This window comes from Dokdonia sp. Asnod3-C12, assembly GCF_045063975.1.
In the GTDB taxonomy this organism is placed as follows: Bacteria; Bacteroidota; Bacteroidia; order Flavobacteriales; family Flavobacteriaceae; genus Dokdonia.
This window is the reverse complement of sequence record NZ_JBEFNY010000003.1, coordinates 3,083,697-3,106,673: the sequence shown is the minus strand read 5'-3', so window position 1 is coordinate 3,106,673 and position 22,977 is coordinate 3,083,697. Positions and strand designations below refer to the sequence as shown.

General features: G+C 38.7%; 13 protein-coding genes. 10 read left to right on the top strand and 3 right to left on the bottom strand.

The features are described 5' to 3' along the window. Nucleotides 1-161: 161 nt before the first annotated feature. On the bottom strand, nucleotides 162-1,364 hold the full coding sequence (locus ACJJVW_RS14025) for an ATP-binding protein (protein ID WP_405252667.1): 1,203 nt from the start codon (nucleotides 1,362-1,364) through the stop codon (nucleotides 162-164). A gap of 301 nt (nucleotides 1,365-1,665) precedes the next feature. Between ACJJVW_RS14025 and ACJJVW_RS14020 the strand changes: the two genes are divergently transcribed. From ACJJVW_RS14020 to ACJJVW_RS13990, 7 genes are all read left to right on the top strand, one after another. Continuing rightward, entirely contained in the window at nucleotides 1,666-2,121 is a 456-nt protein-coding gene (locus tag ACJJVW_RS14020) for a MarR family winged helix-turn-helix transcriptional regulator (RefSeq protein WP_013752306.1), read from the top strand. Continuing rightward, nucleotides 2,121-4,529 carry a 3-hydroxyacyl-CoA dehydrogenase/enoyl-CoA hydratase family protein gene (locus ACJJVW_RS14015; protein ID WP_405252665.1) on the top strand — a complete coding sequence of 803 codons (2,409 nt, stop codon included), beginning with the start codon at nucleotides 2,121-2,123 and terminating at the stop codon, nucleotides 4,527-4,529. The genes ACJJVW_RS14020 and ACJJVW_RS14015 overlap by 1 nt, the downstream gene beginning before the upstream one ends. A 155-nt stretch (nucleotides 4,530-4,684) precedes the next feature. Beyond that, nucleotides 4,685-5,878 (top strand): acetyl-CoA C-acyltransferase, encoded by a 1,194-nt coding sequence (locus ACJJVW_RS14010; RefSeq protein ID WP_298324660.1) that lies wholly within the window; start codon nucleotides 4,685-4,687, stop codon nucleotides 5,876-5,878. 176 nt (nucleotides 5,879-6,054) lie between these two features. Next, nucleotides 6,055-7,869 carry an acyl-CoA dehydrogenase family protein gene (locus ACJJVW_RS14005; protein WP_144783846.1) on the top strand — a complete coding sequence of 605 codons (1,815 nt, stop codon included), beginning with the start codon at nucleotides 6,055-6,057 and terminating at the stop codon, nucleotides 7,867-7,869. 180 nt (nucleotides 7,870-8,049) lie between these two features. After that, the gene (locus ACJJVW_RS14000) at nucleotides 8,050-11,502 is read left to right on the top strand and encodes a pyruvate carboxylase (RefSeq protein WP_405252663.1); all 3,453 of its coding nucleotides are present in this window, start codon (nucleotides 8,050-8,052) and stop codon (nucleotides 11,500-11,502) included. Between the two features lie 198 nt (nucleotides 11,503-11,700). After that, on the top strand, nucleotides 11,701-14,841 hold the full coding sequence (locus ACJJVW_RS13995; RefSeq protein WP_405252661.1) for a DUF3427 domain-containing protein: 3,141 nt from the start codon (nucleotides 11,701-11,703) through the stop codon (nucleotides 14,839-14,841). A 105-nt stretch (nucleotides 14,842-14,946) separates the two neighbouring features. Then, entirely contained in the window at nucleotides 14,947-16,215 is a 1,269-nt protein-coding gene (locus tag ACJJVW_RS13990; protein ID WP_405252659.1) for a nitrate/nitrite transporter, read from the top strand. A gap of 113 nt (nucleotides 16,216-16,328) precedes the next feature. On the opposite strand, the gene ACJJVW_RS13985 is transcribed toward ACJJVW_RS13990, so the two are convergent. Both ACJJVW_RS13985 and ACJJVW_RS13980 read right to left on the bottom strand, forming a co-directional pair. Beyond that, entirely contained in the window at nucleotides 16,329-17,480 is a 1,152-nt protein-coding gene (locus tag ACJJVW_RS13985) for a serine hydrolase domain-containing protein (protein ID WP_405252657.1), read from the bottom strand. A 64-nt stretch (nucleotides 17,481-17,544) separates the two neighbouring features. Next, nucleotides 17,545-18,345 (bottom strand): helix-turn-helix domain-containing protein, encoded by an 801-nt coding sequence (locus tag ACJJVW_RS13980; RefSeq protein WP_405252655.1) that lies wholly within the window; start codon nucleotides 18,343-18,345, stop codon nucleotides 17,545-17,547. 154 nt (nucleotides 18,346-18,499) lie between these two features. On the opposite strand from ACJJVW_RS13980, the gene ACJJVW_RS13975 reads away from it, so the two are divergent. The 3 genes from ACJJVW_RS13975 (at nucleotide 18,500) to ACJJVW_RS13965 (ending at nucleotide 22,940) form a co-directional block, all read left to right on the top strand. After that, a complete protein-coding gene (locus ACJJVW_RS13975; protein ID WP_379953118.1) occupies nucleotides 18,500-19,456 on the top strand; it encodes a tRNA dihydrouridine synthase in 957 nt (318 codons plus the stop codon). 78 nt (nucleotides 19,457-19,534) lie between these two features. Beyond that, nucleotides 19,535-21,271 carry an alpha-amylase family glycosyl hydrolase gene (locus tag ACJJVW_RS13970; RefSeq protein ID WP_405252653.1) on the top strand — a complete coding sequence of 579 codons (1,737 nt, stop codon included), beginning with the start codon at nucleotides 19,535-19,537 and terminating at the stop codon, nucleotides 21,269-21,271. Between the two features lie 118 nt (nucleotides 21,272-21,389). Then, complete coding sequence (locus ACJJVW_RS13965) at nucleotides 21,390-22,940, top strand: M20/M25/M40 family metallo-hydrolase (protein WP_405252651.1); 1,551 nt, start codon at nucleotides 21,390-21,392, stop codon at nucleotides 22,938-22,940. The last annotated feature ends 37 nt before the right edge of the window (nucleotides 22,941-22,977 follow it).

Sequence of the window (22,977 nt, the reverse complement as noted above, 5' to 3'; positions counted from 1 at the left end):
TGATTGACTAGAGATTAACGTAAATCTAAGTGATAATTAACTTAATAATAACTATTACAGCCTACAGCCAGCCTATTTGGTAGCCATACACCTACGATAAAATTTATAGGCTTGAATCACCAATAATATGAAGCGTTACGCTTTCGCGAAAGCGCACTTAGCTATCTCGCTATTGTAAAAATAAACTCTGTAAATTTCCCAAGCTCCGACTTTACTTTTATCGTACCACCAAGGTTATTTACAAGTTTTTGTACTGTAGAAAGTCCGATTCCATGACCGCGTTCTCCATTTTTATCAAGATGTCCTACGGTACTAAATAACGTAAAAATACTATCTACCTTATCCTCTTCTATACCACGACCATTGTCTCTTATAGAAAATTCAAAATGCTTGGACGTTTGGGTGGCCTTGATATCTATTACCGTATGCTTCTTATCATTATACTTAAGACTGTTCCCTATAAGGTTTAAGAAAATCTGGTCAAGTGCAGACCTATTGCAATGCAACTCTATATTATTTTCTGGGAAATGAACGTCGCACTCATAATTGATATTGAGAAGATCTACAAGATCCTCAAGCATATCATTAAGCATAAACTCATGCACATCATCCTTATCATAAGCGGTACTCTCATAATGCGTAAGAATGTTAGTGATATACTTACTCATAGACATAGATGACTTTTTAAGATAACTTAAATAGTTTTTACCTTTTTCATCTATCTCGTCATTATATTTTTTCTTTAAAATATCTGATGTCAATATGAGATTTGCTAGTGGCATTTTAAGATCGTGAGATACGGTCCCTGCAAAATCTTGTAGTAAAGAATTATGCTTAGTGAGGTTCTCCTTGGCAGCTCTTAGCTTAGCATTTACAGATCGTAATTCAAAAAGACGTTCTACCTGCTTACCTAATGTGATGAGTGCTTCTCGTTGTTCTTGATTAAGTTTATTAGGCTTATGATCAATCACACATAATGATCCTACAGCCATCTTGTTCTTAGTACGCAATGGGATTCCAGCATAAAATATAACTGGCGCCTCACCCTTAGTAAGTGGGTTGTTTACAAACCTCAAATCCTTTGTAGCGTCTGGAATCTCAAAAATCTCATTAGGTGTTAAAATCGCGTGTGCACAAAATGAGCTATCTCGAGAGGTTTCACAAGGTGCAAACCCTACTTTAGACTTAAACCATTGCCTATCTTCATCTACAAGTGTCACTAAAGCTACAGGCGTATTGCATATGTAAGCAGCAAGTTTAGTAATGTAATCAAAGTCTGGTTCTTGAGCTGTGTCTAGAAGTTCTAGACCATGCAAAGCTTTCATGCGCTTAAACTCATGTACTGGTGTTGCTGGTGCTATCATACTGGCGATACATTTAAGAGCCGTTTTAGGGTGTTGAACAGTTCGGCTCAAGGGACAAAGATAATGGCTTACTTTTAACGTTATAGCGTTTATACAATATCATTTTGACTGTATTGAATAACATGAGACGATATAATAACATAGAATTTACAAAAATTCTACGAACTTGAGGTATATTACAGTCAATGTATTAGCAACTACTCAAGTAAAATAAATAGTAGAAATCAATAAAATTCGCAAAAACTACTGTGCGTGCATAGTAAATTATTGTATATTTACAACGATTTCGGAATAAAACCCTATGAATGATAAAACAATAGACTACTGTTTGAGAGCCACTTGGCAAGCAGTAATGAAAATGTATAATGAACAAGCAGCAGAGTTTGATGTAACGATGGCCGTTGGTTTTGCCTTATTAAGTATAGATCCAGACCAAGGAACACCATCTACAGCATTAGGTCCTCGTATGGGTATGGAAGCTACTTCCCTATCTCGTACGCTTAAGACTATGGAAGAAAAAGGCTTGATAGAACGCAAACCTAATCCAGCAGACGGACGCGGTGTTCTTATACATCTTACTCCATTTGGAAAAGAAAAAAGAGATTTCTCAAAAACAAAAGTAAAGACCTTTAATGGTGCTGTGAGAAATACTATAAGTGAAGAAAAAATCAACAACTTTTATGAAGTTATTGATACCATCAATGATTTGATTCAAAATAGAAAAGTTTTTAACCAAAAAGAAACCTTAGTAAAATAATGGCAAAACGTAGAATAAAGAAAGTAGCCGTCATCGGTAGCGGAATTATGGGAAGCGGTATCGCTTGTCATTTTGCAAATATCGGTGTAGATGTACTCTTACTAGACATCGTACCTAGAGAACTCAATGCTAAAGAGCAAGCAAAAGGTCTTACACTTGAAGATAAAGTAGTTCGTAACCGCATGGTAAACGATGCACTTACTACTGCTTTAAAAAGTAAGCCTTCTCCTATTTACAACCAGTCTTTTGCAAGTAGAATCACCACAGGAAACCTTGAGGATGATATTGCAAAAGTGAAGGATGTAGACTGGATTATAGAAGTAGTTGTAGAAAGACTTGATATTAAAAAGCAAGTTTTTGAAAACTTAGAAAAACACAGAACTCCTGGTACACTTATTACTTCAAACACATCTGGTATTCCTATCCAGTTTATGTCTGAGGGTCGTAGTGAAGACTTCCAGAAACACTTCTGTGGGACACACTTCTTTAACCCTGCGCGTTACCTGAAATTATTTGAAATCATCCCTGGACCAAAAACAGACCAGAGCGTACTTGATTTCTTAAATAACTACGGTGAGCAATTTTTAGGAAAAACATCTGTAGTAGCAAAAGATACTCCAGCGTTTATAGGTAACCGTATCGGTATCTTCTCTATCATGTCATTATTCCATACCGTTAAGGAAATGGGAATGACGGTTGAGGAGGTTGATAAACTTACGGGACCAGTAATAGGTCGTCCTAAATCTGCAACCTTCCGTACGGTAGATGTTGTAGGTCTTGATACGCTTGTACATGTTGCAAACGGTATTGCAGAGAACTGCCCTAAGGACGAAAGAAAAGAATTATTTGCCTTACCAGGTTTCATCAGCACGATGATGGAAAATAAATGGTTAGGTTCAAAAACTGGTCAAGGATTCTATAAAAAGAATGTTGATGCGACAGGACAAAAAGAAATCCTTACGCTTGACCTAGATACAATGGATTACCGCTCTGCAAAAAGAGCAAAATTTACAACCTTAGAGCTTACTAAAACTATCGATAATGTATACGATCGTTTTAAAGTGCTTGTAGGTGGTAAAGACAAGGCTGGTGAATTTTACCGTAAGTCTTTTGCACACTTATTTGCATACGTACAAAATCGTATTCCAGAGATCACAGATGAGCTTTACAAGATAGATGATGCTATGAAGGCTGGATTCGGCTGGGAGCACGGACCATTCCAAATTTGGGATGCTGTAGGTGTAGAAAAAGGTATCGAACTAATGAAAGCAGAAGGTCTTGAGGTTGCCTCTTGGGTAACAGATATGACTGCTGCTGGAATCGAGACTTTCTATTCTGTAAAAGATGGGGCTACGCATGTATATTCCGCTTCCGCGAAAGCCCATGTAAAAAAACCTGGTCAAGATTCATTTATCATTCTTGATAACATTAGAAAACAAACTGAAGTATTCTCAAACTCTGGAGTATCTGTACAAGATCTAGGAGACGGAATCTTAAATGTAGAATTCCGCTCTAAGATGAACTCTATAGGTGGTGATGTTCTTGCAGGATTAAATAAGGCTATTGATATGGCCGAAACAAACTACGACGGACTAGTAATAGGAAATCAAGGTACTAACTTCTCTGTAGGTGCAAATATTGGAATGATTTTCATGTATGCCGTAGAGCAAGAATATGATGAGCTTAACGCTGCTATAAAATATTTCCAAGATACGTGTATGCGTCTTCGTTACTCTGCTATCCCTACAGTGGTTGCACCTCACGGTATGACATTAGGTGGTGGATGTGAGATGACACTTCATGCTGACCGCGTTGTAGCTGCTGCCGAATCTTATATTGGACTCGTTGAGTTTGGTGTAGGTGTAATACCTGGTGGTGGTGGATCTAAGGAAATGGCCTTAAGAGCATCAGATAAGTTTGATAAGGGTGATGTACAATTAAACGTACTTCAAGAGCACTTCCTTACTATTGGTATGGCAAAAGTCTCTACCTCTGCTCATGAAGCTTATGACCTTAACATTCTTAAGCACGGTAAAGATATCGTAGTGGTAAACCGTGATCGTCAGATTGCAACGGCAAAGGCTGTAGCACGCCAGATGGCAGACCAAGGATATACACAACCGGTAAAACGTAATGATGTACTTGTATTAGGTAAGCAAGCATTAGGGATGTTCTTAGTAGGAACAGATTCTATGGAAGCTTCTCACTACATCTCTGAGCATGACAAGAAGATTGCAAATAAACTCGCTTATGTAATGGCAGGAGGAGATCTTTCTGAACCTACAAGAGTTTCTGAGCAGTACTTATTAGACCTAGAGCGTGAGGCGTTCTTATCACTAGCGACAGAGAGAAAATCTTTAGAGCGTATCCAGCATATGTTACAAAAAGGAAAACCTTTACGTAACTAATATAGAAATGCCCTTAGCCTCCCCTTTGAAGGGGAGGTTGGTGGGGATGTATGAGTTTAGATTTTATCAGCATATAACTTTCTAACCACGATAACATCTCCCCTAGCCCTTCTTCAAAGAGGGGAATTATAATCTAATAAAGAAACACTGTTAATATGAAAACAGCATATATAGTAAAAGCATATAGAACAGCCGTTGGGAAAGCTCCCAAAGGTGTCTTCAGATTCAAGCGAGCAGATGAGCTTGCTGCAGAAACCATCCAGTATATGATGAAGGAGCTGCCAGAATTTGACAAAAAACGCATAGATGACGTAATCGTAGGAAATGCAATGCCAGAGGGATCACAAGGTCTTAACATGGCGCGTCTTATCTCATTAATGGGACTTGACGTTATTGATGTACCTGGTGTAACGGTAAACCGTTTCTGTTCTTCTGGAATAGAAACTATCGGGATGGCAGTAGCAAAGATTCAAGCAGGAATGGGCGATTGTATTATCGCTGGTGGTGCAGAGTCTATGTCTTCTGTACCTATGACAGGATTTAAACCAGAATTAAACTACGATGCCATTGTAAAAACAGGGCACGAAGATTACTACTGGGGAATGGGTAACACGGCAGAGGCTGTTGCAAATGAATTCAAGGTATCTCGTGAAGATCAAGATGAGTTTGCATACAACTCTCACATGAAAGCACTACGTGCACTGGCAGAAGATCGTTTCCAAGATCAGATTGTTCCTATTGATGTGGAGCAAACGTATATCGACGCAAATGGTAAGAAAGCTACTAGATCTTACACAGTAAATAAAGACGAAGGACCACGTGCTGGAACTAGTAAAGAGGCGCTTGCAAAGCTTAGAGCAGTATTTGCTGCTGGAGGAAGTGTTACTGCAGGTAACTCTTCACAAATGAGTGATGGTGCTGCCTTTGTAATGGTGATGAGTGAGGAAATGGTAAAAGAACTTAACATCGAGCCTATCGCACGTATGGTAAACTATGCTGCGGCTGGTGTACCACCACGTATTATGGGAATAGGTCCTGTAGCTGCGATTCCTAAGGCATTGAAGCAAGCAGGTCTTAAGCAAAATGATATTGAGCTTATCGAGCTTAACGAGGCATTTGCATCACAATCTCTTGCGGTAATACGCGAGCTAGGTCTTGATCCAAATATTATAAACGTAAATGGTGGAGCTATCGCTTTAGGTCACCCACTAGGATGTACAGGTGGTAAACTTTCGGTACAGTTATTTGACGAGATGCGCAAGCGTGATATGTCAGGTAAATACGGGATGGTAACTATGTGTGTAGGTACTGGACAAGGAGCAGCAGGAATTTACGAATTCCTTAAATAATATTATGGATGAGATCTTCTGTTAAAAGGAGCATCTCATCTATTTAAAGTTCGCTTTCGCGAAAGCGGGAAAAGAAAAATTAAAAAAAGAATAACACAATTTAAACATAGAGATCAGATTTTAGAAGGATGATTACCCCTATCTAACGTCTAAAATCTCGAATCTAATATCAAATTATGGCAACAGAAGAAACAAAAAAAGATATCCTACGCGGTGGACAATTTATCGTAAAAGAAACAGCTTGTGAAGATGTATTCACAATGGAAGATCTTGACGAAGAGCAAAGAATGATGCGCGATAGTACTAAGGAGTTTGTAGATCGTGATCTATGGGCACACTGGGAGCGTTTTGAAAAGAAAGATTATGCATACACAGAGGAAACAATGCGTACGGCTGGTGAACTTGGTTTACTAGGTGTTGCAGTACCAGAAGAGTATGGTGGATTAGGAATGGGCTTTGTATCTACAATGCTTGTTTGTGATTACATCTCTGGTGCAACTGGATCTTTTAGTACTGCCTTTGGAGCACATACAGGAATTGGTACCATGCCAATTACTTTATACGGTAACGAAGCGCAAAAACAAAAATATGTACCTAAACTTGCTACTGGTGAGTGGTTTGGTGCTTACTGTCTTACAGAGCCAGGTGCTGGATCTGATGCAAACTCAGGAAAAACAAAAGCTGTACTTTCTGAAGATGGAAAATCTTACAAGATTTCTGGACAGAAAATGTGGATTTCAAACGCAGGATTCTGTAACCTTTTTATCGTATTCGCAAGAATAGAAGACGATAAGAACATCACAGGATTTATCGTAGAAAATGATCCTTCTAACGGAATCACACTAGGTGACGAAGAGAAGAAATTAGGTATCCACTCTTCTTCTACACGTCAGGTATTCTTTAACGATACTGTAGTATCTGCAGAGAATATGCTTTCTGAGCGTGGTAACGGATTTAAAATTGCAATGAACGCACTTAACGTAGGTCGTATTAAACTTGCAGCTGCTTGTCTTGATGCACAACGTCGTGTAGTAAATGAAGCGGTAACATATGCTAAGGAGCGTGTACAGTTTAAAACTCCTATCATAAACTTTGGAGCTATCAAGCAAAAGATTGCTACTATGGCAACAAACGTATATGTAGATGAGTCTGCATCATACAGAGCAGCAAAAAACATAGAGGATCGTATCGCTATGCGTCATGCAGAAGGAAACACACACCAAGAAGCAGAGCTTAAAGGTGTTGAGGAATATGCTATTGAGTGTTCTATCCTTAAAGTTGCCGTGTCTGAAGATGTACAGAATACAACAGATGAAGGTATCCAAGTTTTTGGAGGAATGGGCTTTAGTGCAGATGCTCCTATGGAATCTGCTTGGAGAGATGCTCGTATCGCTCGTATCTATGAAGGTACAAACGAGATTAACCGCATGCTAGCGGTAGGAATGATGGTGAAGAAGGCTATGAAAGGTCATGTAGACTTTATGGGGCCTGCTACTGCTGTAGGTGAAGAGCTTATGGGTATTCCTTCTTTTGATACACCAGACTTTTCTGAAACATTATCTGAAGAGAAAGATCTTCTTAAGCGTCTTAAGAAAGTATTCTTAATGGTAGCAGGATCTGCTGCAAAGAAATATGGAACAGAGCTAGAGAAACACCAGCAATTACTAATGGCTGCTGCAGATATCTTGATTGAAATCTATATGTCTGAGAGTGCAATCTTACGTACAGAGAAGAATATCAAACGTACAGGTCTTGAGAGCCAAGCAACGCAACTTGCAATGACTCAACTATACTTATTTAACGCAGTAGATATTATCCAGACTAAGGCTAAAGAAGCTATCATTTCTTTTGCCGAAGGTGATGAGCAACGTATGATGCTTATGGGTCTTAAGCGTTTTACAAAGTATACAAACCAGCCTAACGTAATAGGCTTACGTAACCAGATTGCTGCAGATGTTGAGCAACATGGAAAATATCGCTTTGACGCATAATATATCTTAATAAGTCACTAAAACTATGTGTAATAGATTACGTATTGAAAATGACTTAAAAGTGTTTATGTTCGCTTGCGCGAAAATTTAATTTTATCAAAGCCACTTCTCCTATTGAAGTGGCTTTTTTTGTACCCTACTACTACAACGATTTCGTAACACAACAACCTATCTTATACAATGAAAATTAAAAAAGTCCTTGTCGCCAATCGCGGGGAAATTGCTATTAGAGTACTGCGTGCCTGTACCGAACTTAATATCGCTACAGTTGCGATTTATACCTACGAAGACAGATACTCACAACATCGCAATAAAGCAGATGAGTCTTACCAAATAGGCAAGAATAATGAGCCACTCAAGCCCTACCTTGATATGGATCAGATTATTGATCTAGCCAAATCAAAAAATGTAGATGCCATTCACCCTGGATACGGTTTCTTGTCTGAAAACTCCACCTTTGCTAGAAAATGTGCCGAAAACGGCATCATTTTTATAGGTCCTAAACCTGAGGTAATGGATGCGCTAGGTGATAAAATCACTGCAAAAAAAGTAGCACAAAAGTGTAATGTGCCTATAATAGAAAGTAATAAAATTGCGCTAGATACACTAGATATTGCACTTTCTGAAGCTACAAAAATTGGCTACCCAGTGATGCTTAAAGCTGCCTCAGGTGGTGGTGGTAGAGGGATGCGCATCATTCGTAAAGAAGAAGATTTACAGCTTAGTTTTGACTCGGCTCGTAATGAGGCGCTTAACTCCTTTGGTGATGATACCATGTTTCTAGAGAAATATGTAGAAGATCCTAAGCATATAGAAGTACAGATTGTAGCAGATTCTCACGGTAACATTAGACACTTGTATGAGCGTGATTGCTCTGTACAACGTAGACACCAGAAGGTGGTAGAGATGGCTCCTTCTTACGGGCTATCACAAACACTACGCGATAATCTATACAAATATGCCGTTGCCATTGCTACCGAAGTAAACTACAACAATATTGGTACCGTTGAGTTTTTGGTAGATGCAGATGATAATATTTACTTCATTGAAGTAAATCCGCGTATTCAAGTGGAGCATACGGTTACTGAGATGGTAACAGGCATCGATCTCGTAAAAACTCAGATATTTGTCGCTGGAGGTTATAACCTATCAGACAAGCAGATTAAGATTTACGGTCAAGAATCTATTGGTACTTATGGTTTTGCGATACAATGCCGACTTACAACCGAAGATCCTGTAAATAACTTTACGCCGGATTATGGGAAGATTACTACCTACCGTAGTGCTTCTGGTATGGGAATTCGTCTTGATGCGGGAAGTATTTACCAAGGGTATAAAGTAAGTCCGTTTTTTGACTCTATGCTTGTCAAAGTTTCTGCACATGGTAGAACGCTTGATGGCTCCATTCGTAAGATGGTTAGAGCATTAAAGGAATTTAGAATACGTGGTGTGGAGACTAACATTCACTTTTTGCAAAATGTCATCCAGACAGATACCTTTAAAAACGGAAAAACTACCGTAAACTTTATACAGAACACTCCTTCCCTATTTGACATCAAACTATCACAAGACAGAACTTCAAAAGTGGTTCAGTTTCTTGCAGAAGTTAGTGTGAATGGAAATTCTGACGTAAAGAAAAAGGATGACTCTAAGATTTTTAGAACACCAGAAACCCCATTATACAGCCTCTCAGACCCTTTCCCGAAAGGAACCAAAGACTTACTCACAGAGCTAGGTCCAGAGGAGTTCTGTAAATGGCTCATGGCAGAAAAAAAGATACATTTTACAGATACGACCATGCGTGATGCTCACCAGTCCCTACTGGCTACACGCATGCGTTCGTATGACATGCTTAAGGTAGCATCTAGTTTTGCAAAAAATCACCCTAACACCTTTAGTATGGAAGTTTGGGGAGGTGCAACCTTTGATGTTTGTCTGCGTTTCTTACACGAAAGCCCGTGGACACGCCTGCGCGAACTGCGTAAAGCGGTGCCTAACATTCTTTTCCAGATGCTCTTAAGAGGATCAAATGGTGTAGGATACAAGGCATATCCAGATAACTTGATAGAGAAATTTGTCGAAAAATCTTGGGAGAACGGTGTAGATATTTTTAGAATTTTCGATTCGCTTAACTGGGTAAAAGCCATGGAACCTAGCATCCAGTATGTGCGTAACCTCACAGGAGGTATCGCCGAGGGTGCGATAAGCTACACCGGAGATATTCTAGATGTAAAGCAAACTAAGTATGATCTTAAGTATTATACCCAGCTAGCAAAAGATCTTGAAAACGCAGGAGCACACATGATTGCCATAAAAGACATGGCAGGACTCTTAAAACCGTATGCCGCTACAGAACTGGTAACAGCGCTTAAAGACACCGTAAACTTACCAATCCACTTACATACACATGATACATCATCACTACAGACGGCTACTTATCTTAAAGCCATTGAAGCAAATGTAGATGTGGTAGATGTAGCCCTGGGCGGACTATCAGGACTTACGTCTCAACCTAACTTTAATGCGGTCGTGGAGATGATGAAATATCAAGAACGTGAGCATCCTTTTGAAATGGAGAAACTCAATCAGTTTTCAAATTTCTGGGAAGACACCCGCGAACTCTACTACCCTTTTGAGTCTGGACTTAAAGCAGGAACGGCAGAAGTTTTTGAACATGAGATTCCTGGAGGGCAATATTCTAACCTAAGACCACAAGCAACTGCTTTAGGTCTTGGTGATCGCTTTGCCGAAGTAAAAAAGATGTATGCTGCCGTAAATAGTATGTTTGGAAACCTCGTTAAAGTAACACCTAGCTCAAAAGTAGTGGGTGATATGGCGATATTTATGGTGACTAATAACCTTACGCCAGAAGATGTGATGGAACGTGGCGACACGATTTCCTTCCCAGAATCTGTGATTAATTTCTTTAAAGGCGATTTAGGGCAGCCAGTAGGCGGATTCCCTAAAAAATTACAGGCTATCATCTTAAAGAATAAAGACGCCTATACAGATCGCCCTAACGCGCATCTGGCTCCTGTAGATTTTGACAAGGAATATGAAACCTTTACGGCCAAATTCCAAAAAGGATTTACACGTCCTCTAGAGATGGAAGACTTCTTATCATACATGCTCTACCCTAAGGTTTTTGAGCAAGCGCATGAAAATTACAAGAAGTACGGCAACCTAGCCCTCGTACCTACTAAGAATTTCTTTTACGGTATGGCATTAGGAGAAGAGATTCTCATTGAGCTAGAGCCTGGTAAAACGGTCATCATCAAGTTACTTTCTATTGGGATACCTAGTGATGAAGGAATGCGCACCGTGTTCTTTAAAGTAAATGGTGAAAACCGCTTTGTCGAAGTACACGACACCTCGCTCAACATTAAGAAAGAAGAAAATCTTAAAGTAGACCCAGAAGACAGCAACCAGATAGGCGCTCCCCTACAAGGATCTCTCTATAAAGTGCTTGTTAAAAAAGGGCAAGAGGTAAAAGAAAACGACCCACTATTTATCATTGAAGCCATGAAGATGGAAACCACCGTAGTCGCCTCAAAAGACGGCCGCGTAGCATCCATTACCGTAAGCGACGGCAATATGGTCTCACAAAATGACCTTATCATTACCATTGAGTAGTGCGCTGCTCTATTGATTTCTTATAAGTACGCTTTCGCGAAAGTGTAACAAACTAAAAACCACCCGAGGAATTGGGTGGTTTTTTTGTGGGTGATATAAATCAAATTAATTTCTCTATTTGTGGGTAACCTCATAGTTGTGATAAACATTTTCATTAATTTCAGCCTTTAAAACTTTATCAAATTATTTCGTACTGTTATGGAGGAAGGTATATATGAACAGATCATCACTAAATTGGTAAGAACAAAAATAGAAACCATAGATGCGGATGTCTTTTATATTAAAGAAGTACCCGTTGATAGAGACGAAGCTTCACTCATACTTTCAAGACATCTTTTTTATTCTATTAAACAGGCGCTTAATCTAATTAAGAACTCAGATAAAACTAACAGGAAAATTAGTATCGCCAATAAAATAATTAGACTACTTCGTGATGAATTAGAAAATGTAAACTTTGAAAATGATATAATTGAGAACGAAGGCAGTATACTAAAAGGTGTATTTACCAAAGCAGATAATTATTATTCTGATATGGACTTGAAGCTTTCGGAAATAACTCCATATACGAGATTGACTCATAGTGAATTATTTACTGGGTCGAATAAGGGAATTTCGCTCGAAAGTGAACTTCGTAAAGAAATTCTTTCTTCAGATAAAATTGATTTAATTGTGTCTTTTATCAAATTTTCAGGAATACGAATCCTGGAACCGGCATTAAAAAGATTTGTTTCTAATGGAGGTCAGTTGCGCATCATTACAACAACCTATATGGGGGCTTCCGATTATAAAGCAATCAAATTATTGTCAAATTTACCTAACACTACAATCAAGATATCTTATAATACAGGAAATGAACGATTACATGCGAAAGCATACTTATTTAAAAGAAACACTGGTTTTCATACTGCTTATATAGGTTCTTCAAATTTTTCTCGTTCTGCACTAACAAATGGCTTAGAATGGAACATTAAAATAACTACTAAAGAAGTTCCTCATATTATAGAAAAATTTGAAAAGATTTTTGACAGCTATTGGGAAAATAGAGACTTTGAAATTTATGATGACAAAAAGCAACAGGAAAAATTAATCGGTGCTCTTAAAGAAGGAGGAGTTCCAAATATTTCAAATAGTTTGATGACCTATTTTGATCTAAAGCCTTATCCTTTTCAGGAAGAAATTTTAGAAAAATTAGAAGTTGAGCGAACTGTACACAAAGAGCATAAAAACCTTGTTGTCGCAGCCACTGGTACAGGAAAAACAATGATTGCTGCCTTTGACTACAAAAGATTTAAAATTACTCATTCATCAAGTAAGCTTCTATTTATAGCTCATAGAAAAGAAATTCTTCATAAGTCTCTACAAACATTTCAAGCTGTCCTAAAAGATCAAAATTTTGGTGAATTTTGGGGTGATGGAAAAGTACCTGCTTCATACAATAATGTTTTCGCTTCAGTACAAACTGTAAAAAACCAATTAAATTCATTAGACCTATCTCCAGATTATTACGACTACATAATTATTGACGAATGTCATCATTCTACAGCTTCTAGTTACAGAACAATTCTTGAGTATTTCAAACCTAAAGTTCTTTTAGGTTTGACCGCCACACCGGAACGAATGAGTGGTGAAGATATAAAGGAAGATTTTGGGAGTAGAATAGCAGCAGAAATAAGATTACCCGAAGCACTCAATAACAAACTTCTTTGTCCATTTCATTATTTTGGAATTTCTGACAGTATAGATTTATCTGGAGTTACTTGGGAAAAAGGAAAATATAAGGCATCTGAACTAACAAAGATTTATACAAAAAATGATATCCGAGTAGGAGAAATAATAAGTGGTCTAGAAAAATATACCAATGATATAAATGAAGTACGTGCTCTATGTTTCTGCGCAGGAATTGAACACGCTCAATATATGGCTGAGAAGTTTACGCTAGCAGGTTTAAGTGCTAATTTTATAACTGGGAATACTGACAAAATAGAAAGAACGCGAATACGCAGAGACTTAGAAATGAAAACTATTAATTATCTCTTCGTAGTTGACATTTTTAACGAAGGTGTAGATATACCTGAGATTGATACGGTATTATTTTTAAGACCTACTGAAAGTTTAACAGTTTTTCTACAACAATTAGGCAGGGGATTGAGGCTTTCCGAAGGTAAAGATTGTCTAACTGTTTTAGACTTTGTTGGTAATGCAAAACCTGAATATAATTTTGAAAATAAATTTAGAGCCTTGATTGGGAAAACCAACAGTTCTGTAATGAAAGAAATAGAAGATGAGTTTCCTCACTTACCTCTAGGTTGTTCTATAATTCTTGAAAAAATAGCAAAAAAAACAATATTAAATAATATTCGAAATGCGACGCGATTCAACCGCAATCAACTTATTGATAAAATAAAAACTTTCAATAATAAAACTGACCTTAAGCTAACACTTACCAATTTTGTTGACTTTACAAATATTCCTATTCAAACCATTTATAAAAAAGGCTGTTGGTCAAGGCTATGTCAAATTGCTGGAAAAATTCCGAATTTCCCTCAAACTAATGAGAAAGAAATAGTTTCTACAATTGGTAAAAAATGGCTGTCATGCAAATCATCAAGCTATTTCAATTTTCTATTATCTTTAACTAAGAAAAACTTTGACATAAAACTTGAAGAATACTCTGAGAGTGAACAGAAAATGTTATTAATGCTACATTATGATTTTTGGCAAAAAGAGGCAGGATTTAAAAACCTAGAGGAGAGCATTAGAAAAATAGGAGCTAATAAAATATTAGTTAAAGAATTGAAAGAAGTTCTAGAGATTCTTATTGATAAAATAGACTTTAAAGAATATGATATTTCTCTTCCATATGTTCAACCATTGAAAGTTCACGCTCGATACACTAGAGACCAAATTTTAGCAGGATTTGGTAGTAGTACATTTGAGAAAAAATCTTCAAACCGAGAAGGAGCTGCTGAAAATAAAAAGTTGAATACTGAAATTCTATTTATAAATCTTATAAAATCAGAAGAAAATTTTTCGCCTACCACCATGTACGACGATTATGCAGTAACAGAGTCACTATTTCACTGGCAAACACAAAATTCTGCTCGACCGGATATTGGTAAAGGATTGTCTTATATAGAACATGAAAAAAATGAAAAGATTATTCTTCTATTTCTGAGAGAACAAGCCAAAGATGAATATGGAAATACAATTGGATATGTATTTATAGGACGTGGCAAACTAAAAGACTATTCAGGCTCAAAACCTATGAATATAAATTGGGAATTAGAAGAGCCTTTACCAAAATATATTTGGAACGAGTCAGCCAAATTAATTGTTTAGGATATCTATCTACATTTCGAGTAAACGTATTTGAAATATTTACAATAATCTATCCATCCCCACCAAAACCATATCTTTGAGTAAAACACGACCACCACTCAACCTATGGACGCCAAACCGCAAAAACATTCCGTTACATATATCATATTACTCATACTAGCGGGAGAGGCGGTTTTTATATTGCCATTTGTGCTAGCTAGAGTTTTTAGAGCGACGGTGCTTGATGTGTTTGAGATTACAAATACGGAGCTTGGGTTTTGCTTTTCTATTTATGGTCTGGTAGCGTTGGTGTCTTATCTTTTTGGCGGTCCGCTGGCAGATAAGTTTCCTCCTCGTAAGTTAATGGGGGTGGCGCTTGTGCTCACCGCCCTTGGCGGACTTGTATATGGTAATAATCCGTCGCTAGTTACTTTGCAAGTGCTGTATGGCTTTTGGGGTTTTACGACGATTTTCTTGTTTTGGGCGGCGATGATAAAAGCCACACGTGTTTGGGGTGGTGAGAAAAGCCAAGGGAAAGCCTTCGGCTTTCTAGATGGCGGTCGCGGCCTTGTAGGTGCGTTATTTGGAGCGTTGGGTGTGCTTATTTTTTCGCTGTTTGCTCCAGAAAATGGAAGCGAACTATCACCAGAACACCAAGCGGAGGCGTTTACTTCTGTAATCTATTACTCTTCTGCCATTGTAGCAATTATTGGAGTTCTCGTATTCTTCTTTCTCAAAAGTGATGTAGAAGCAGAAGAAATAAACAAGGAAAAAATTACTTTGAACACCATAAAAACGGTACTCAAACTTCCCTCTGTTCCCTTATTAATGATTATTATTTTATGTGCCTATGTGGGCTACAAAATCACAGATATCTTCTCGCTATATGCAAATGTAGTCATGGGATACAATGAGGTGGACGCTGCCAAAACGGGTACTTTCTTACTCTTTATACGTCCCGTAGTAGGCCTTGTTATAGGTTTTCTAGCTGATAGATCTAGAGCATCTGTATACTTGATGATAGGTTTTATACTGTCAGTTTTTGGCGCCATACTATTTGCTTCTGGAGTGCTTCAAGAAGGAACTACCCTGCTATTCTTTATCTCTATCATTATCACAGCCGTAGGTGTGTATGCTGCACGGGTACTGTATTTTGCAGTCATGAAGGAAGGAAATATTCCGTTGCATCTGACGGGTACTGCTGTGGGCGTTATTTCATTTATAGGCTACACCCCAGATATTTTTGCAGGACCTATGATTGGCTACTTTTTAGACGGGATGCCTAGTCGTGCGGGTCACGAGGCTGTGTTCTGGCTACTTGCTGCGTTTTCGGCAGTTGGGTTGGGTGCTTCTGTACTGTTTTATCGATTTTCTGTTCGGAATAATAGCCTCTAATATTGAAGTGCACGCTTTCGTGAAACTCATCCCAAATTCATTTCGCAGAACTCGTCCCGAATTCATTTCTCGAAAGCGTAAAAAAGCAGGGAACTTTTAGTATATATTATAATTTATGACTGCTTACCTAACCAAAGCACATAATTAATTACACGTTGCAAAGCTTCACTATCTGCATCGTTAGTGTCATTAATTGCGATGCTACATTGATACTTAGGGAAATGAATAAAAAGTGTACCCCAAAAACCAGAATGAGTATAGGCTACAATATCGTTTTTCTTTCCTTGTATACTGCCAAAACCTAGTCGCTGTTCAGGTAGTTGCTTTCCCGCAGCAGCATAATCCTTTTGTAGAAGCATTACGGCAAGACTGTCTTCATGCTCATAAATCTTACCGTTAAAAAGCGCTTGAAGAAATATCCCTAAATCTCTTGTGGTAGAAACCAGACCGCCACCACCATATAAATCTACAGAGGCGTCCCAGTCTGACGCATCTAGCGTTCCCATGTATCTTTTTACAGACGGTAGTAATACTTCTGGCTTAGGTTCTAAGGTTTCAAGCCAGGTGGCATTCATCCCAATTTCATCAAACTTTAAAAGACTTCGTAAACCTTCGGCTAGCCCTGTATTAGTGAGTTTTTCTATAATCTCACCTAGTAATATATATCCTGTATCGCTATAATGCTCTTCTATTCCCGGTGTTGCATGTGGTTTGCCATAATCCATCGCAAACTGGATTTGTTCTGTTCTCGTCCATCGTCTTGAGGGTGTTTTTGAAGCTACCTCAATATATTCTGGACCACCTTCGGCATAATCATAAAGGCCACTAGAGTGATTTAAACATTGACGTATCGTAATTGCATCTGGATGATAACCACCTTTTCTTAGTATCTCAATATGCTCTTGACTAATGTACTGTGTGATAGCATCGTCTAATGCTAGTTGGCCATTTTCGCGTAAGCGCATAATAGCAACCGCTACAAAGACTTTTGTAAGACTTGCAATCCTAAAAGGTTGTGCCGCATCAAGTTTTCTATCCTTTTCTAAACTATCAAAGCCCGCTGCACCTGTAAAGTCAATATCAAGCTTAGGCGAAATTACGGTGAGTGATAAACCCGTGGAGTGAGCCAACTTCTCCCCTGTCTCTTCATCTAAAATACGCTGAAGATTAATAGCTGGATTTGCATCATAATCAACAGCTTTTTGAGAAGTTCCGCAACTTGTAAGTAAAGCACAAAGAGCAATATAAAAGTATCTGAATTTCATTGGTTTTTATTTTTTATAAAGATGACGCTTTCGCGAAAACGTCCATTGTAAAAATTCGTCACAATTACATAGGTCGCACTTTTATAAAGGCAGCGGTTTTTAATAATTGCCCTGGAGTGAGGTAGGTATAGCGCTTAATATCTTTGATAAAATGCGACTGATCGTAATACCCATATTTGACTACATAATGCTGCCAGTCGCTATTACGAGTGATGTACAACTCTCGTAAGGCAAGTTTATAACGTTGCAACGACTGGAACCGCTTAGGAGTAAGCCCTGTGTCTTTTTTAAAATGACGTTCCATGGTGCTATATGAATATCCCGTAGCATCCATGATGGTTTTCATATCAAAAGTGCTGCTTATTTCTTGCGCCATTGCTACCACAAAACCTTCTGCTTGCTTATTGTACTGCTTGAGAAACCACTCATCTAGCGCAATAACAACTTGAGGAGCTTGAAGTGTATCTAAATGGCTAATGAAGTTGTTAATTGCAACGCCAAAAACATCATCTAAGCACGCCACAGAGTCACGCATAATTGTTTGCGCATCTGCCCGTAAAAATGGACGTAAGGATGAGAGACCACGTGACTTAAACTTCACAATAATACATCGCTTAAGAGCAGATAAATCAAGGTAAACCTGATCGTGAATGAAGCTAAAAAGCCTACTCGCATCAGAATGATACGTTTTTCCCATGTAAGTCATCGTGTAATGCCCTTCTAATACAATAATCATATCTGGCGTAATGCCAGGATAGGCATACATAAACGGACTTCCAAGTGATAAAATTCCTGCATCATTGAGTATCCAATAATGATCAATATGCTTTTGAATTTCTGGGATGGAAGGTGCTAGAATCACCATCCGAAGCTAGTCATAATATATGGAGGATACAAAGAGGATTTGTTTTAGAAAGGTACGCTCTCGCAAAACTCGTCCCGAATTCATTTCGCGAAAGCGTAAAAAACATAAGTTATACCATCCTTTTTAAATTTATCTTTGCTACCAAATACAAACAATGCCCTATACCCTTCTTTCCTCACCGCTACAAGGCTTTACAGACTTTAGATTCCGTAATGCGCAACAGCAATTTTTTGGTGGTATAGATACCTACTATGCGCCTTACATACGTCTCAACGGGAAGATGGCGATAAAGGGTTCTTATCAACGCGACCTTGATCCTGCGGCAAACACGACACTTGAGGTAATCCCACAGGTGATGACGGCAAGCGCAGATGAGTTTATGTTTGTGATTAAATATATAGAATCGCTAGGCTACACAGAGCTAAACTGGAACTTAGGTTGCCCCTACCCGATGGTTACAAAAAGCGGAATGGGTTCTGGGCTTATCTGTAACACAGAAAAAATTGATCATATTCTTGATCGCGCACATAGCGAGTCTAATGTGACCATCTCTATGAAAATGCGCCTAGGTTATGAGAGCCCAAATGAGATTTTAGAATCTTTTAAAGTGCTAGATAAATATCCGCTTAAAAATGTGGCTATTCATGCACGGCTTGGTAAACAGCTGTATAAAGGTGGTGTTGATCTTGAAAGTTTCCAGAAATGTATAGACGTTGCAAAACACACTCTATACTACAACGGTGATATTACAAGCGTCGAGCAGTTTAGAAAAATGCGAGAGTTATTTCCTTCTATCGAGCATTTTATGATAGGTAGAGGTCTCATTGCAGATCCGTTTTTACCAAGCATGATCAAAGCAGATACGACGGAGTATCCTGCAAAACGCTGGGAAACTTTTAGAGCTTTTCACGATACAATTTACGAGCAGTATGATGCTGCATTGTCTGGCCCTACGCCTATCAAGATGAAGATGCTAGGCTTCTGGGAGTTTTTCTCTCAGTCTACTCACAATCCGCAAAAGGTGTATAAGGCAATTAAAAAGGCAGGAAATCCTGTAAAATATAGGCAAGCCGTTGGCGAGATTATCGCAGCGCAGCGTAGAGCCCAATAATTTTACGCTAAGCGGTTGATAAAAGCGTTTTCTTCTATCAATTTCGCTATTTTTAGATTTCATAATTAATTTGCGTCTATGAAGTCTAAGATTCCCAACGGGGTAATGCTTAATGCATACCCAGATAGTATAGGTAACAAACTAAGCGATACCGTAGCTTTACTGCAACGTCCAGAATTACAGGATGTATTCTCCTTATTTTACGTCTTGCCTACATTTTTTAATAGCGACCTAGACCGCGGATTTTCGATAGTTGATTATAACATCAATACGGATCTTGTCTCGCAAGATGATCTTGATGCTCTTAAAAAGCTAGATGTCATGCTTAAGTTTGACATTGTGCTTAACCATCTTTCTGTAGGCTCACCACAGTTTAAAGACATGCTAGAAAACGGTGACAACTCTATCTACAAAGACTTTTTTATTGACTGGAATACCTTTTGGGAGAACAACACAGCTTCTTATAAAAACGGCGTAGCAGTTCCAAAAAAGGAATATCTCGATAAACTCTTCATGCGCAAGCCAGGCCTGCCTGTGCTTAAGGTGTTATTTCCCGATGGTACAGAACGTGCATACTGGAACACTTTTTATCAGCAAATTACGTATCACGCGATAACGATTGAAGATTTAGAAACTTTAAACGAACTGTCAGAAGAAGATAAAAAGGATACGGTAGCACTTGTAAATAATGCGATTGCTGGTGGATATGATATTTCTGAAGTACGCTTTCGCGAAAGCGTAACACCTCACATCCCTGAGCTTTTAAAGATGATAGAGCAACAACGTTCTTACCTAGGGCAAATGGATGTAAATGGGAATTCTGAAATGGTTTGGGATTTTTATGATGAAACACTAAAAAAAGTAGCCGATTTTGGATGTAAAATATTACGCCTAGATGCTTTTGCATACTTACATAAGGAAGTGGGACAAACTAACTTTTTCAATAAACCTGGAACCTGGACGTACCTAGAGCGTATCAACCAGATTGCGCAAAAGTATGATCTTACTTTATTGCCAGAAATTCACTCAGAATACGGATTAGGTCTACACGACGAAGTAGCTTCTGAAGGCTATCAAATCTATGATTTTTTCTTCCCAGGGCTTGTTATTCACACCATAGAAACTGGAAACACAGCGGCTTTTGTACATTGGGCACAAGAAGTTATTGCCAAAGGTTACAAAACCGTAAATATGCTAGGTTGCCACGATGGGATACCCGTACTCGACCTTAAAGGAATCACAGATGCGCAAGGAAATAACCATCCAGGACTTCTAAAGGACGCCGAAATTGAACATATCATTGAAACGATCTTGCATCGTGGTGGACGTGTCAAGAATATCTATGATCCTGAAGGAAACAAAATCTCCTACTATCAAGTAAATGCTACGTTTTACAGCGCCTTGGGCGAAGATGACCGCAAGCTCCTACTCGCTCGTGCACTACAAGTATTTATGCCAGGAATACCGCAGGTTTGGTACTTAGACCTTTTTGCAGGAAAGAATGATTATGAGGCGGCAGACGCTGCTGGAACTGGAGGTCATAAAGAAATCAACCGAACAACATTAACGCAAGAAGATATTGATCGCGGACTAGAAAAAGCTGTGGTCTTAAAACAACTGGACTTACTGCGTTTACGTAACACCGCTGCGGCTTTTTCTGGGACGATGACCATAGAAAGTGAAGATGTAAGTCAGCTGGAAATCAAATGGAAACAGGACAATGATACAGCCACCTTAAAAGCAAATCTCGCTGACTATTCATTTACAGTTACTCATGTTTTAAATGGTATAGAAACGGTCATTGCTAATAGCTAATTAATCATAAAACTCTGCATAATTTTAATTAACAAGCGTGTAATTGCTTTATTGTGAATGATGTTGCTCTTAATTTAAAATGCATTCGTAACTTTTACCATCTTAAAAACCAATCCAAATGAAATTAAAATACAGCACACTAGCGCTAGGACTTGTATTAAGTACTTCGCTATTTGCCCAAAAGGACAACCCAACCGTTCAGGCGCTTATTAAAGAAGCCACCACAAACTCACAGCTAGAAACGCTAGCACACGAGATTACCGACGTACTAGGCCCTAGACTTGTAGGAACGCCACAAATGCAAGCTGCCAATGATTGGGCAGTAGCTCAATACAAATCTTGGGGAATTGAAGCAAGAAATGAAAAATACGGAGAATGGCGCGGTTGGGAACGTGGTATCTCACACATAGACATGCTAGAACCACGTGTACAAAGTCTACGCGGTACACAACTCGCATGGAATCCTAGCACATCAAAAGAAGGAGTTACTGCAGAAGTAATCACTTTACCTACTGTAAAAGATGCTAAGGATTTTGAAAGATGGCTTAAAAATGTAAAAGGAAAAATTGTACTCCTTTCCATGCCACAAATCACAGGACGACCAGATTATAACTGGGAAGAGTTTGCAACCGAAAAGTCTTTTGCTAAAATGAAAAGACAACGCGACTCACTTTCTAACCTATGGAATGATAACATACAACGAACAGGATTTACGAGTAGAGGTCTCCCGGAAGCACTAGAAAATGCTGGAGCTGTTGGGATTGTTACTTCAAACTGGTCAAGAGGTTTTGGCGTGAATAAAATCTTTAGCGCCCGCACGAAGAAAATCCCAACCGTAGATTTAGAACTAGAAGATTATGGAATGTTATATCGACTTGCTGAGTCTGGACATACACCAAAAATCAATATCACAGCCATTTCAAAAGAACTTGGAGCGGTACCTGCATTCAACACTATTGCCGAGATAAAAGGAACCGAAAAACCAGAGGAGTATGTGATACTTTCGGCGCATTTTGATTCTTGGGATGGTGGTACAGGAGCAACAGACAACGGTACAGGAACGTTAGTAATGATGGAAGCTATGCGTATTCTAAAGAAAATCTATCCTAACCCAAAGCGTACTATTCTTGTAGGTCACTGGGGAAGTGAAGAGCAAGGTCTTAACGGCTCAAGAGCGTTTGTAGAAGATCATCCAGAGATTGTAGCAAAGGTACAGGCATCTTTTAATCAAGATAACGGTACTGGACGTGTAGTACGCCTTAATGGTGGCGGATTCTTAAGAAGCTACGATTATCTTAGTAGATGGCTTCATGCAGTGCCAAATGAAATTACAGATGAGATTGAGACTACATTTCCAGGAGCTCCCGCACGAGGAGGATCTGATTATGCCTCCTTTCAAGCTGCTGGTGCGCCAGGTTTTAGCTTAAGCAGCCTTAACTGGTCATACTGGAACTACACGTGGCATACCAACCGTGACACCTATGATAAAATTGTTTTTGATGATATACGTAACAACGTAATTCTTACAGCAATATTAACGTACATGGCTAGTGAAGACCCAGAGTTTACTTCTCGTGAGCGAGCGGTATTACCTATAGATCGTCGTTCTGGAGAGCCTAGAGAATGGCCTACTCCTAGATCTCCTACCCGTAAAGGAGGAATGGATTAATTAAAATAATGGGTGCGCTTTCGCGAAAGTGTACCCA

Bases quoted from the DNA above. Each gene is read 5' to 3' on its own strand.
- ACJJVW_RS13995 (WP_405252661.1), top strand. From the start codon at position 11,701: ATGGAGGAAGGTATATATGAACAGATCATCACTAAATTGGTAAGAACA.
- ACJJVW_RS14005 (WP_144783846.1), top strand. From the start codon at position 6,055: ATGGCAACAGAAGAAACAAAAAAAGATATCCTACGCGGTGGACAATTT.
- ACJJVW_RS14020 (WP_013752306.1), top strand. From the start codon at position 1,666: ATGAATGATAAAACAATAGACTACTGTTTGAGAGCCACTTGGCAAGCA.
- ACJJVW_RS13975 (WP_379953118.1), top strand. From the start codon at position 18,500: ATGCCCTATACCCTTCTTTCCTCACCGCTACAAGGCTTTACAGACTTT.
- ACJJVW_RS14015 (WP_405252665.1), top strand. From the start codon at position 2,121: ATGGCAAAACGTAGAATAAAGAAAGTAGCCGTCATCGGTAGCGGAATT.
- ACJJVW_RS13990 (WP_405252659.1), top strand. From the start codon at position 14,947: ATGGACGCCAAACCGCAAAAACATTCCGTTACATATATCATATTACTC.
- ACJJVW_RS13980 (WP_405252655.1), bottom strand. From the start codon at position 18,345: ATGGTGATTCTAGCACCTTCCATCCCAGAAATTCAAAAGCATATTGAT.
- ACJJVW_RS14010 (WP_298324660.1), top strand. From the start codon at position 4,685: ATGAAAACAGCATATATAGTAAAAGCATATAGAACAGCCGTTGGGAAA.
- ACJJVW_RS13970 (WP_405252653.1), top strand. From the start codon at position 19,535: ATGAAGTCTAAGATTCCCAACGGGGTAATGCTTAATGCATACCCAGAT.
- ACJJVW_RS14000 (WP_405252663.1), top strand. From the start codon at position 8,050: ATGAAAATTAAAAAAGTCCTTGTCGCCAATCGCGGGGAAATTGCTATT.
- ACJJVW_RS14025 (WP_405252667.1), bottom strand. From the start codon at position 1,364: ATGATAGCACCAGCAACACCAGTACATGAGTTTAAGCGCATGAAAGCT.
- ACJJVW_RS13985 (WP_405252657.1), bottom strand. From the start codon at position 17,480: ATGAAATTCAGATACTTTTATATTGCTCTTTGTGCTTTACTTACAAGT.
- ACJJVW_RS13965 (WP_405252651.1), top strand. From the start codon at position 21,390: ATGAAATTAAAATACAGCACACTAGCGCTAGGACTTGTATTAAGTACT.